We start from the raw sequence: 12,582 nt of genomic DNA on the forward strand, positions 1-12,582 counted from the left end.
CCTGCCAAGCCCGTAGGATTTTGATTCCGAGTCCAACTTTCGGGGTCCACTCCAATCGAGCGCAACTACTGCAAGATCAAGCAGTGACGCGGGCTCGCCACCCGCTACGACAAACACGCGGTCATCTACCGCGCCGCAGCCGTCCTCAACGCCGTCATCGCCTGGAATCGAGAGCTCGCGCACGTCATCCACGGGAACCGCCCGACACCCTTCGGGCCCGTCGAGTCGAAGCAGGAGCGATGCGCTGACGAATGGGCAGCGCCGCGCCTCATTCGAGTCGAGGAGTTCAGGTGCTCCGGGGCGGGCGCGGCCCTTCGGTGGCTCACCACGACCAAGCAGCGCTACGGCGTGCAGATCATCAAGGCGCCCGACGTCTCCGTGGTCCTCGAGAAGTTCGCCCGCCCGATGCGATCCGATGCGCAAAGCGGTGGGCAAACGATGGATTCGACGCAAAAAGCCCCAGCGTGTATTCTGAGCGAACGCCGTTCTACCGCGTGATTACGCGGCAGAATAGCTCCGGGGCTGTAGTTCAATGGTAGAACTTCTGCTTCCCAAGCAGATAGCGCGGGTTCGATTCCCGTCAGCCCCTCGGTGAGTTCTCACTGTCGATGAGACACTTCAGCTCTGTTGAGCCCGACGCTTTCCAGCCTCAACTGGGGGCGGTTCGGTTCAACAGCCGACTACTGAGCGTTGCGACTTTTGAGCAGTCCGCGCAGGCCCCAACACGAGAACCCTGCCAGCGCGCCGTAGAGCAGGGTGGTCTTCCACGCGTCGACGGAGGTGTTTCCGCCTCGTCCCGGGAAGTACGCCTCAGCATCGGCGCCGTCAAGAATCCAGGCCGTCGCCGACCACAGCGTGCCGGAGCTGAAAACGACGATCAGTACGATGCATCCCACTACCAAGAGCCGACGGACCGACGGCGACAGATTGGTGAGTGGCGAGGTCGACATCCGCTCAGATTAACCGAGCTACGTGCAAACCTCTCGCTCCCTGCTGTGGCGGACGTCGTCCGCCACAGCAGGGGAAGGTCAAGCGCGTGCGCGAGCGGTGTTCAGCTCTGCAAGAGCTCGGGAAACAGCCGCAATGGCGTCGCTGGATACCATAGGCGCGCCAGCGGTCAGACGCGTTCCGTCTTCCCATTTGGCCATGGCGTCGAAGGCGGTAGCCGCCGTCGCGTCCACGCTTGCGATGGCCTCAACCACGACCTGACGCGCGTGCTCGTCGTCAACGAATGCGCCCAGCGACGAATCGACCGACAGCGAAGGCAGCTCAAGAACCGGCCGCGGGTCAGCGATAGTCCACGTATGCGTGCCGGAGCCAACCTCGAAGAGCTCGGCTCCCGGCAACGCGACGACCGCCGTAGTGTTCGGCGGAACCACTGCTCGCACGACGATCGCGCCGTCCTTCTCCTCCCAGCCGGACGATGCAATCCCGTACGGCGTCTCGTGGCGAGCAGACGCGTGCGAGAAACCGTGGAGCGGCACGGGAGCGATCCGCTGGCGACGCCATCCCGGAGCCTCGCATGCGAGGCCCGCCAACGATCGATGCAGCCAATCCGCGATTGCGCCGAACGCATAGTGGTTGAAGGACGTCATCTCCCCGGGGTTGATGCTGCCGTCGGGAAGCATGCTGTCCCAACGCTCCCAAATGGTCGTGGCGCCCATGGTCACCGCGTAGAGCCACGAGGGGACGCGAGTCTGCAGCAGCAGTCTCCGCGCAACGTCGGCATGGCCGGTCGTCGTCAGCGCGTCTTGGATGAGCGGAGTGCCGACGAAGCCCGTGGAGATGCGATAGCCGCCGCGACGCACGAGCTTGGCGAGGCGGTCGCCCATGCGCTGACGCGCCTCACCCGTGACGAGGTCGAAGCCGACGGCGAGAGCATAGGCCGTGGGAGCGTCGGAGACGATGCGTCCTCCCTTAGTCGTGTATTCGCGGATCCACGCCTGGCGGGCCTCTTCAGCCAGAGTTGCGTAGTGGTGCGCATCGTCCGCTATCCCGAGCTCGTCCGCGGCGCGGGCAACGGCCCTCGTTGCGGCGAAGAAGTAGGCGCTCGCGACGATGTCAGGGTCCGTCTTGGCCGCTTCAGCCTGTTCCGGGGGCGCGTCGGGGTCCAGCCAGTCACCGAACTGGAATCCGCCCTCCCAGAGCATGCGGTCGCCGGCGAGCCCGACTAGGACATCCGCCCACGCTCGCATGTGCGGATAATGCTCGGCGAGCGCGCGACGGTCGGCAAAGCGTTCGAACAGCACCCCGGGAACGATCGCGGCGGCGTCTCCCCACGCGGCCGCGGGAAAGTCGCCCCACTCGAGAACCTGCGGCACGATGATCGGACAGACCCCATCGCGCGCCGTCTGCTCGATCGCGACGTCGCGCAGCCAGGAGCTCAAGAAGGCATCGGAGTCGAAGAGGAACGACGCCGTGGGAGCGAACACCTGAATATCCCCCGTCCATCCCAAGCGCTCGTCGCGCTGCGGACAATCGGTGGGCACGGAGAGGAAGTTCCCGCGCATCCCCCAGACGACGTTCTCGTGCAGGCGATTGACGAGGTCGTGCGAGCTCTCAAACCACCCCGTGCGCCGCATGTCGCTGCCGACCACGATCGCCGTAACGTCACGAATGTCGAGCTCCCCCGGCCATCCGTCGATCTGCGCGTATCGGAAGCCGTGGAACGTGAACTCCGGTTCAAACACGTCCTCTCCGCCGCTCAGGACGAACTCGTCGGTAGCGCGGGCGTAGCGCAGGGGCCGTGTGCCCAGCTCACCGTGCTCGAGCACCTCAGCGTGCCGCACAGTGATGACATCGCCGCCTTCCCCGGTGGCACGCACGCGCAGCCAACCCACGAGGTTCTGGCCGAAGTCGAGGATCGTCGCGCCTGTCGGCGTCGTAATGACTTGCTCGACGGCGACCTCTTGGGTGCGTCGCACAGGTTCGGCGATCATCGCCTCAGGAACGATGTCCCTCGGGGAGACGGCAACGGGCGCCCAGGTCGAGTCGTCGTACCCCGGTTCTGCCCAGCCCGTTCGGTCGATTCGCCGGTCGATTCGCTCGCCGTGATAGAGGCTGCTCGATACGACCGGCCCGTTAGCCGCACGCCATCGTTCATCCGTGGCGATGGTGAGCACGGTTCCGTCGACGTACTCCACACGCAGCTGCGCGAGTGCGTCCGGTTGCTCGCCGTAGAACCGTTGACCAGCGCCGGCAAAGCCCCATTCTTCCGTCCACCATCCTCCGGCCAGACGGATGCCGAGGGCGTTGCGCCCACTGCGCACAAGAGCGGTGACATCGACGGCGTCGTGGAGCAGGCGGGACTGATAAACCGTCCAGCCCGGCTTGAGCACCGCGTCGTCGACGTCTTGCCCATTGACGACCGCCTGGTAGACGCCTCGCGCAGTGGAAAACAGCGTCGCCGATGCGACGGCGCGATCAATGTCGAACTCGGCGCGCAGCAACGCGGGAGCGGCCGCCGTAGGCGGTTCTGCCAGCGCAATGAAGTCGGCCCGCCAATCTTTCTCCGGCACGAACACCGCCCGCACTTCGACGGGATCGCTCCAGTCCCCGGTGATCCCATCGGCGCCGGTCACTCGCACCTCAACACGATGGCGAGCGTAGGGCGCGATCGGTGCGAAGGGCCAATCAAGGAACACGGACTCGTCGGACTGGATCGCGACCGTCTGCGTTGCATCGAGGCGCACTTCTGCGCGCGCTTGACGCCATCCTGATGCTGAGGTCTCGACCATCCAGCTCAAGCGAGGGCTGGGGCTGTCGGCGAAAGCGCCATCGTTGCGGCGCTCGAGGCGCACACGGGTGACGCGAGGAGCAGGGCTGGAAGAGTTCATCTGATTCCTTGTGGTGGTCATCCTTTGATCGCCCCTGCGGTCATGCCAGTGACGATCTGACGGTTGAAGAAGATGTACATGATGAGCGGGGGAACGGTGATGAGCAGAACGTCCATAAACAGGAGGTTCCATTGGCTCACGGACTGCGACTGGAAGTTGTACAGAGTCAGTTGCACGGTCGCGTTGGCGTCTCCCGGCAGGAAGTAGAGCGGGTTCACGAAATCGTTGAACACCGTCACGGACTGCACGACGACGACCGTGACGATGACGGGGCGCAGCAGCGGGAGCACGACGGTGAAGAACAGCCTTATGGGGCCGGCGCCGTCGACGAGCGCTGCTTCGTCAAGCTCCCGCGGGATCGTGCCGACAAAGGCGCGGAACATCACGATGCAGAACGACAGACCGAACGTCGCCTCTACGAGGATGAGGCCCGGCAGCGTCTTGAACAGCCCTATCTCCTGAAGAACCCAGATCGTCGGGACGATGGCGGGCGGCACGATCAGCCCCGCGAGCACGAGCGCGTTGATGAGGCGATTCCAGCGCGAGCGCCGACGGTTGAGCAGGTACCCGACCATGGCCGCAAACACGACCATGAGGACGACGCTCGCAACCGTGAGCACGGTGCTGTTGACGAACGCGCGCTGAAGGATCCCGTCGCGGTACTGCCAGACAGTGACGACGTTCTCGATGAACGCCCACGTCGTGGGCCAGGTGAATTCGAATCGCGACGCCTCACTCGCGGTTTTGGAGGCGGTCAAGAAGATGAAAGCGAAGGGGACGATGAAGACGACGATTGAGACGAGGATCGAGATGATCCCCAGAGACCAGCGCTGGAAAATTCTCATCGCTCAACCTCCTTCCGATTCAGGGCGACCGTAACCGGCACCATGATCGCCGTGACGACAACGAAGAGGATGACGTTGCCAGCCGTAGACAGCCCGTAGAAGCCCGCTTGGTACTGCTTGTAAATGACAGACGCCACGACGTCGCTCGTGAAACCAGGCCCACCCTTCGTCATCGCCCAGATGAGGTCGAACGAGCGCAATCCGCCGATGAGCGAGAGCGTCACGACAGTCGCCGTCGCGGGCTGGACGAGGGGAAGGGTGATGCTGCGAAAGCTGCGCCACGCGCTCGCTCCGTCGATGCGTGCGGCCTCGTAATACTCCTGAGGGATCGCAGCGATACCCGCAATGTAGATGAGAGTCGCAATGCCGAGCCCCTTCCAGATGTCCACTCCCGCCACGGTCAGCAGCGCCAGGCTCGGATCGGTGAGCCAACCCGGCCCTTCCAGGCCGAAGAATCCGAGCACCGCGTTGACGAGCCCGTCGAAGGGATCGAGAAGCGCCTTGAAGGTGACTCCGATGCCGATCGTGGAGACAAGCACGGGAAAGAACACCACCGACCGGAGGAAGGACTTCCCGACGAGCTGGGTCGTCAGCAGCACTGCCAGCGCGAGGCCGAGCACGACCTTCGCCGCGGAGGTGAGGAAGCCGTAGACGAAGGTGTTGATGAACCCCTGAAGCAGCTGCGGCTCACTGAAGAACTGCACGAAGTTCTCGAAACCGATGAACTCGATATCGAAGAGCGACCAGCGCGTAAGGCTGAAGTAGAACGATGCGAAGGTTGGGACCGCGAAGAAAACGGCATAGAGGACGAGCGCCGGTACGTAGAACCACAGCGGGTAGGCGGACCGTAGCGGCTGCGCCCGCCGACGGGGGGCAGGTGTTTTTCTGATCATGAGATTCCGTTGCGGGGGCCGGCGCTCAGGAGTGCCGGCCCCATTCCGATAGCGGGCCGTCACCAGCCCTCGAGGCCCAGCTGCTGCGCCTGCTTCTTGACGTCCTCGTCGTAGCGCGCGGCGGCCTCCTCGGCCGTCGAGATGCCTGACCCGGCCTCAACCGCGAGGTTCTCGAGGTTCGGTCCCTTGATGGGAGAGAGATACTCGAGCGCGGATGCACTGCGCCCCTCGTCGACGTACGTTTGGATGTCGGAGAGCAGCGAGGGCTCGTCATCGTCGAGCTCGCACAGGCCCGCGTACGGGCCCGCCGCGGAACCCATCTCGTTCTGAATGTCACAGCCGGCTGGGCTGTTCAAGAACGCGACGAATGCCTTCGCCGCCTCGAGCTCGTCGCCTTCCGTGGTTCGCGGGATGTAGACCGCGTTGGACTGCCAGATGGTCGCCTGCGTGTTGGCGGCGTCGTCTGCAGGCTGTGCGAAGAAGCGCACGTCCTCGACGTACTCCGGAGAGTTCTGCTGGATCGTGGCGATAATGCCGGATGCAACCGGGTAGTGGGCTGCGGTGCCCTCGGCCACCATGCGGGTGCCGTCGTCGACGGTCGCGCTGGCGAAGTCGGGGTTGAGATACCCGGCGTCGTAGACGTCCTGCAGACGCTGGAAACCCGCGAGCGCGGGCTCCTCAGCGAAGCTGCGGTTATTCGCGGTGTATTCCTCGGCCCATTCGGGGTCGGCGGCGACGACGTTGGCGAAGTCGCTCAACACGAAATACTGGCTACTGTGCGTGTCGCCGAAGGTCTGCACCACGGGCACGATTCCGGCGTCCTGAATCACGGCATTGTTCGCCATGAATTCGTCCCAGGTGTCCGGGATCTCGAGCCCGAGCTCGTCGTAGATGGGCTTGTTGTAAATTACGCCGCCGGCCGAGGTCGTTCCCAATGGCGCCCCATAAACCCCCTCGTCGCCGCTGACGACATCGATGAAGTCCTGATTGAGGCCCTCCATCCACTCCTCCTCAGACAGGTCGACGAGGGTTTCATCGGGGTTGAGCGCATTCAGAAGCGAACCGGCATTATACAGGAAGACGTCCTCCATCTCGCCCGTGGACAGCCGGGTCTTGATGAGGTTGTCGCCCTCGGTACCCGACGGACGAGTCTCGAGAGCGACCGAGATGTCGGAATTCTCGGCTTCAAACGCCTCGACCAGGGCCGTGGCGGTGTCGACCATGGTCGACGAGTTATCCACGACGAACGAAACTCGAGTAGTGCCGTCATCCGACGCGGCACCGCATCCGACGACGGCGATCGAAGACAGAACACCCAATCCCACAACCATGAAGCGTTTTCGCGACGGAAAAGCCATCAGTTACCTCCTTGTAAGCTGGCGTAAATCGATCTACATTTGTGTAGACCGATCTACATCGAACGGACCGCCGCTTACTATCGCGACGACCTAGCTAAGGTAGCCGCGAGAGGAGGACAATGTCAACCCACGCATCCCCACGCGGTCGAGCAGCCACGATCCAAGATGTCGCCCGCGTAGCCGGCGTCTCTCGAGCTGCCGTCTCGAAGGTATTGCGCGACGCCTACGGCGTGAGCGACGACATGCGTGAACGAGTAAGAACAGCGATCGAGCAGCTAGATTATCGGCCCCGCGTCGCGGCCCGCGCGATGCGGGGATCGAGCTTCACCATCGGCATCCAGATTCCCCAGGTCGAGAACGAGTTCTTCTCTCAGATCGTCAGCGGCGCGATCGCTGGCATGGAGGGCACAGGCTACCAGCTCATCGCGGCACACGTCAGCTCGCTTGCGCGCGCGAGCGAAGCCATCGAAAGCCTCGCCGACCGCCAGGTCGACGGCATCGTCGTCATCGCCCCGCTGCTCGCCCCCGATTGGCTCGAGAACCTCGCCTTGTCGATGCCCGTCGTCATGATCGGACGCCACGCCGAGGCCGAGGAGTACGACGCCGTCACTGGACGGGACAGCGCCGGAACCGACCTCGTGATGGACCATCTGCTCACTCTCGGACATACGCTGATCACTCATCTCACAGTCTCGCCCGAGCTCATGACCGGGGCTACCGATCCTCATATGCGGCGCCTCGAACGCTACCGAGAGCGCATGGCGGCCGCGGGTCTCGCTGAGCACGTCCTCCTCACCGGCATCGATGAGGAAGCCGCGTATGCGACTACACGGCAGCTCATCTCATCCGACGATCGCCCCCGGGCGTTGTTCGCAGGCAACGACACCCTAGCGATGGGTGCTCTCCGCGCAGCTGCCGAAGCCGATCTCCCTCCGGAACGCCTGTCCATCGTCGGCTACGACGGAATTGCGGTCGCCGCGCACTCGCGCGTCATGCTGACTACGGTCAACCAGCATGGTTTCGAGCTCGGCGCAAACGCCATTCGCCTCATGATCGAGCGCATCGAAGGCCGTCGCGAGCCCCGCCGAGTCGACCTTCTTCCGACCCTCGAAGTGAGACACTCTACAGCTCCGCCGCTCTGGTGACCCCGCGCAGACGAGGGCCATCGCGGCAACAGAGGCCCCTACGTCGTATGCGAGGTACTCACGACGCCGGCGCGCCCCCGCATCGCGCGACCGATAGGCATGTTCCGCCTTCCGCGCGATGCAGCGGAAGGCGGAACATGCTCGTGCTCACTTCGTAGCGATGCGGCGCGACGCACGCCAGATCAGGCACCCGCCCAGCACAAGCAGGATGCTCACAGCACCCAGCATTGACGCCGCGTCGGTGCCGGTCGGCGCCAGTGGCTCGTCGCCCTCACCGGGATCCTCACCCGACCTAGGCTGCTCGCCGGAGGGATCCTCCGGACCCGGTTGCTCTGGAACGGGCGCTGTCGGCTCCGGCTCCACGGGACCCGGCTGCTCCGGCGCGGGCTGTTCCGGCTCCGGATCCTCAGGAGCCGGCTGTCCCGGCTGCTCCGGCTCCGGCTCCTCGTCGGGCGCGTCGGAGGCGAAGCCGGCGCCGGTCACGGTGAAGGTACCGTCCCAGTCGGCGTTCGACGAACCTCGGACCCAGATCTTCACCCGATCGATGGCCTCCGTCCGGTCCCACGAACCAAGATCGACCGTGACAGTGGCTTTCTCTCCCGTGAGCTCGGCCGTTCCGAAGGCGACCTCGTCGCCTGAGTAGACCTTCACCTTCGCGACCCGCCCGTTGTCGGCGTTCGTTCCGGGGACGTCGAGTCCGAAGCGCAGCAGAGGCGCATCCCTCGCATCGATAGGCTCTTGCGCGGGATGCACGATGCCGCGCCAGAGCTTGTCGAGCGCCGCGAAATCGACCGTGACGCCGTCACCGGTCTCCACGCCCTTCGCGTTCTCGCTCGAGACCCAGCGCTCGTCCGGCAGTGGGACTTGGATCTCGAGTGCGTCCTCGCCGGAAGCGGCCTCCTCGATCGAGATCGGCATCTCCGCCGGCAGCGGGCGAGTGCCCTGCGCCTCGATGTCGAGACCTGGGAAGATGTCTTCCCACGATTCCTCGCCGATGATCGCAGGCGCGAACGCGGTGTGCTCGCTCCCCTCGACAGTGTCGATGTAGCGGAACACGTCGTAGATGCGCTTACGTTCGCCGGGAGACGAGTCCTCTTCATGTTCGTCGTCCCACGTCCACAGCCCGAGCCGCAGACCGCCCTCGACCTTGTGGTCGACATGGCGGTGCAGGATGAACGAGTCGATCCCGGGTGTCGACACGGCGCGATAATAGCCGTAGGCATATGCAGCTGCCTGCAGTTCTTCGTCGGCCTCGTCGGATGACGGCGTATTGAATCCCTGCTCCGACAAGATGATGTGCCGCAGCTTCCCCTCGTCGAGGAACGCGTCCTGACTGAGATACTCCGAGAGCACCTGCAGGTTCTTGAACGTGATGCGCATGGTGTCGAACGAGTCAGTCGCCGTCTCGTCATTCCACACGGCAGGATCGAACAGATCCTCCGGGTAAGGATGGTGGGCGACGTTCCAGGGGAAGTCTCCCGTCTCCTGCGTGAGCTCCTGCAGCCGGTCGAGGAGTGCCCGTCCCGAGTAGTACCGGTACTGCTGAGATGGGTTCATCGACTGGTTCCAGAAGTGGTCGAGCGAGATGTAGGTGCGCGCCTTGTCGTACTCGCGACTCGTCGCTAAGTAGGTCCACCGCAGCGCCCTCTCGTAGTCGTCCATGAATGTGTTGACGCTCGCCTCGCCACGGTTCTGCCAGACCCAGGGACTGTTCACCTCGTTGCCGACGATCCAGCCGACCGCGCGACCGTTAGCCTGATCCTCACGGCTGTACCGGTCGGCGAGGAAGGCCAGCGTTGCTCGGAAGAACCGTGAGTTGTCGTCAACCGTGTTGAACGCGTAGACCGTCCCCTGGCCGCGGGCGGCGTCGGGATGGATGAGCAGGTCGGGCGCGCCCGGGTTCGATTTATCGTCGTCGTAGACGATCAGGATCAGGTTGACGAGCATGCCGTTGTCCGAGAGCGGTTTGATCGCCTGATCGCTTTCCTCCGCATACTCCCGATCGAAGTAGTACGTCTCGCCGTCGTAGGAGAAGGGGATCGTCTTCTCCGGCCCGAGGTCGTCGGGCAGCAGCAACCGATCGAAGGCAACGTTGATGGCCGCGTGACCGACACCGAGTTCCTCGGCATCATCGGTCATCTGCACCTGCAGCCCCTTCTTCGTCGGCGGCTCGGGGAAGGCGAAGTCGTTCTCCGCGGCGAAATCGAGGTCGCTCGCGTACTGTGCCGAATCGACGTAGGCGACATCGTCGCCCGTGGCCGCCACGACGAGGAACTTCGAGGTCAGACGGTCGCGCTCGCCGTCGAACCGCGACACGGCGAAGGAAAAGTCTTCCGATGCCGCCGGCTGCGCATCGAGCAGATCCGCGCTATCGATGTCCGTCTCATACTCCCAGGCGTCGAGCTCGTAAAGCCGGAACTCATCCGCGTCCTCACGCGCCGCACCCGTCACGTGGATCTGGTCATCAGTCGCCGCCACCGGGTCGACGTGACCGATGTGGTCGACCGGATCACGGTCCTCTTCCTCAGGGTTCGGCAGCTCCTCCTCGTTGAGGTCGAATCCGACGGAGGTGACCGTCACCGTGCCGTCGCTCGTGGCGTTTTCACCCGTGTCGATGCGCAACTTCGTGATCGTGCCCGCCCACGACGAGATTCCTCGCAGATCTACGCGATACTCGCTCGGCGCCGACTCGTCCGGCCGCAGCTCGAAAGTCTGCGCCATGGTCTCGGAATAGCCCGGAGAGTCGGCCGTCTGCCAATAAATCTTGCCGGCGGTGTTGCCCGTCGCGTTCTCCGCGCTGATGACGAGGGTGTTCATCGCCTCGGCGTCGAGATCGAAGTCCGGCGAGGCGATCCAGGGATCGTCGCCCGAGATCTGCACTTCAAGGCCGCGCTCGGTGGCCTCGAGCGACGGCACGCCGTTGCCCACGGTCCATCCCTGCGTGTCGCCGGGGGTGTCGAACGTCCACGCCGGCGTCTCTGCCGCGAACGCCGCGGACGGGACGAGCACGGATGCCAACATGCCCAGCAGGATAGCGAGGGCCCCAGCGATGCGTGCGCCCGGTCGTCGTCGTAAAGAGGAGGCGCGCCGATTACCGGCGCGTGAATTTCCGATCTGATATGACACGCGTGTGCTCCTGTTCTGATTCTCCGTTGAATTTTTCAGGCGTGGCTGGGGGCGTCCTCGCCGAGTGAAACGTTACACTATCCGATGATCGTCATACGAGGGCGCAATGGCAAGCCCGCCCGCGGGAAGGAAACATGACGTGGTCAGCATGAAGGACGTGGCGGGTCACGCATCCGTCGCGCTCGGAACGGTATCGAAATATCTCAATACTCCCCAACGCGTATCTCCGGAGATGCAGGCGCGCATTCGCGCGGCGATCGCCGAGCTCGGGTACACCCGCAACGAGGCCGCCCGGCAACTGAAGTCCGGCCGCAGCCGCACGATCGCGCTCGTGGCCCTAGAGCTGAACAACCCGTTCTTCGGCGAGGTCGCCGAGGCGATGGAGCGCCGCGCAACCGAGGACGACCTGTTCCTCTCGATCGTCAGCGCGAGCGGTGACGCCGAACGCGAGGCCGCGTACGTCGGCCTGCTCGTCCAACAGCGCGTCTACGGGGTCATCCTCGCGTCGGGACAGACGAAGAACGCGGAGCTCGACCTGCTGCACAGCAGCGGCATCCCGACCGTTCTCATGGATGCGTATCCCGATACGGACCGATTCTCTTCCTGTTCCATCGACGACGTCGCCGGATCGAGGCAAGCTGTGTCTCACCTGGTGCAGCAGGGATGCCGGCGCATCGCCTTCGTCGGCGGCGAAACGAAGACGCATCAGATCGCGCAGCGGCTCCGCGGAGCGCAGTCGGCGATCGAGGACTTCTCGGGGGTGCAGATGGAGATCATCGCAACCGATGATCGCTCCGTGATGTCGGGCATCGCCGCCGGTGACTCCATTGCCCGCCGCCGTGAGGACGATCGACCTGACGGCGTATTCGCGGCCAACGACTCGCTCGCGATCGGCATGATCGAATCGTTCGTTCGTACGGGAACGATCGCCGTGCCGCACGATATCGCGATCGTCGGCTACGACGACGTCGACTTCGCTGCAGCTTCGGCCATCCCGCTGTCGTCCGTCCGGCGACCCCGCGTCGAGTTCGGGCGCAGCGCAGTCGACCTCGTCTCAGATCAGGCCCGTGCCCTGGCCCGGCCCGCGACGCGGCGGATGGTCATCCAGCCCGAGCTAATCGTGCGCCACAGCTCTCTGCGCGCCAGCTGAACCGCGTCAGCAGCTCGCGGTCGGAACGCGGCGCTGACGCGACGCACAACGACGCCGATCGGATGCCCGGTACCGCTCCCCCGGACCTCGCCGTTGGCGCCCGCCCGGCTTCTGCCGTCGTCGTGTTCAATCACCGCAGTCGCGAGTAACGGATTGCGGTTACCCGGTCGCACACTAAACCTCGATCCACCGATGAGCCTGGGGTGGGCTCAGCTGGCATGATCAGCGG

General features: G+C 64.4%; 8 protein-coding genes, 1 tRNA gene and 1 pseudogene. 4 read left to right on the forward strand and 6 right to left on the reverse strand.

The window, feature by feature from the left end:
- Positions 1-78 precede the first annotated feature (78 nt).
- Positions 79-174 (forward strand): annotated as a pseudogene (locus ACTIAO_RS15080) (IS5/IS1182 family transposase); the annotation flags it as partial.
- A 344-nt stretch (positions 175-518) separates the two neighbouring features.
- A tRNA-Gly gene (locus ACTIAO_RS15085) sits at positions 519-589 on the forward strand.
- Positions 590-680: 91 nt separating this feature from the next.
- Here ACTIAO_RS15085 and ACTIAO_RS15090 read toward each other — a convergent pair.
- The 5 genes from ACTIAO_RS15090 to ACTIAO_RS15110 all read right to left on the reverse strand — a co-directional run bounded on the left by ACTIAO_RS15090 (position 681) and on the right by ACTIAO_RS15110 (position 6,932).
- Positions 681-950 carry a hypothetical protein gene (locus tag ACTIAO_RS15090; RefSeq protein ID WP_157560524.1) on the reverse strand — a complete coding sequence of 90 codons (270 nt, stop codon included), beginning with the start codon at positions 948-950 and terminating at the stop codon, positions 681-683.
- Between the two features lie 78 nt (positions 951-1,028).
- Positions 1,029-3,836 carry an alpha-L-rhamnosidase gene (locus ACTIAO_RS15095; protein WP_051216652.1) on the reverse strand — a complete coding sequence of 936 codons (2,808 nt, stop codon included), beginning with the start codon at positions 3,834-3,836 and terminating at the stop codon, positions 1,029-1,031.
- A 17-nt stretch (positions 3,837-3,853) separates the two neighbouring features.
- Complete coding sequence (locus ACTIAO_RS15100; protein WP_029153481.1) at positions 3,854-4,681, reverse strand: carbohydrate ABC transporter permease; 828 nt, start codon at positions 4,679-4,681, stop codon at positions 3,854-3,856.
- Entirely contained in the window at positions 4,678-5,574 is an 897-nt protein-coding gene (locus tag ACTIAO_RS15105) for a carbohydrate ABC transporter permease (protein WP_029153480.1), read from the reverse strand. The genes ACTIAO_RS15100 and ACTIAO_RS15105 overlap by 4 nt, the downstream gene beginning before the upstream one ends.
- A 59-nt stretch (positions 5,575-5,633) precedes the next feature.
- The gene (locus tag ACTIAO_RS15110; protein ID WP_051216651.1) at positions 5,634-6,932 is read right to left on the reverse strand and encodes an ABC transporter substrate-binding protein; all 1,299 of its coding nucleotides are present in this window, start codon (positions 6,930-6,932) and stop codon (positions 5,634-5,636) included.
- 119 nt (positions 6,933-7,051) lie between these two features.
- Between ACTIAO_RS15110 and ACTIAO_RS15115 the strand changes: the two genes are divergently transcribed.
- Positions 7,052-8,077, forward strand: a complete 1,026-nt coding sequence (locus ACTIAO_RS15115; protein WP_441907010.1) for a LacI family DNA-binding transcriptional regulator — start codon at positions 7,052-7,054, stop codon at positions 8,075-8,077.
- A 147-nt stretch (positions 8,078-8,224) separates the two neighbouring features.
- Here the strand turns inward: ACTIAO_RS15115 and ACTIAO_RS15120 are convergent, their stop codons facing one another.
- Positions 8,225-11,098, reverse strand: a complete 2,874-nt coding sequence (locus tag ACTIAO_RS15120; protein ID WP_051216650.1) for a DUF5722 domain-containing protein — start codon at positions 11,096-11,098, stop codon at positions 8,225-8,227.
- Between the two features lie 253 nt (positions 11,099-11,351).
- Here ACTIAO_RS15120 and ACTIAO_RS15125 point away from each other — a divergent pair, with 253 nt between their 5' ends.
- Positions 11,352-12,353, forward strand: coding sequence for a LacI family DNA-binding transcriptional regulator (locus tag ACTIAO_RS15125; protein ID WP_036322782.1), 1,002 nt, complete (start codon positions 11,352-11,354; stop codon positions 12,351-12,353).
- Positions 12,354-12,582 lie beyond the last annotated feature (229 nt).

It is taken from the genome of Microbacterium sp. (assembly GCF_052099035.1).
Classification (GTDB): domain Bacteria; phylum Actinomycetota; class Actinomycetes; order Actinomycetales; family Microbacteriaceae; genus Microbacterium.

Excerpts from the sequence above, each read along its gene's own strand:
- ACTIAO_RS15120 (WP_051216650.1), bottom strand. The coding sequence starts at position 11,098 with ATGTTGGCATCCGTGCTCGTCCCGTCCGCGGCGTTCGCGGCAGAGACG.
- ACTIAO_RS15090 (WP_157560524.1), bottom strand. The coding sequence starts at position 950 with ATGTCGACCTCGCCACTCACCAATCTGTCGCCGTCGGTCCGTCGGCTC.
- ACTIAO_RS15125 (WP_036322782.1), top strand. The coding sequence starts at position 11,352 with ATGAAGGACGTGGCGGGTCACGCATCCGTCGCGCTCGGAACGGTATCG.
- ACTIAO_RS15100 (WP_029153481.1), bottom strand. The coding sequence starts at position 4,681 with ATGAGAATTTTCCAGCGCTGGTCTCTGGGGATCATCTCGATCCTCGTC.
- ACTIAO_RS15095 (WP_051216652.1), bottom strand. The coding sequence starts at position 3,836 with ATGAACTCTTCCAGCCCTGCTCCTCGCGTCACCCGTGTGCGCCTCGAG.
- ACTIAO_RS15115 (WP_441907010.1), top strand. The coding sequence starts at position 7,052 with ATGTCAACCCACGCATCCCCACGCGGTCGAGCAGCCACGATCCAAGAT.
- ACTIAO_RS15110 (WP_051216651.1), bottom strand. The coding sequence starts at position 6,932 with ATGGCTTTTCCGTCGCGAAAACGCTTCATGGTTGTGGGATTGGGTGTT.
- ACTIAO_RS15105 (WP_029153480.1), bottom strand. The coding sequence starts at position 5,574 with ATGATCAGAAAAACACCTGCCCCCCGTCGGCGGGCGCAGCCGCTACGG.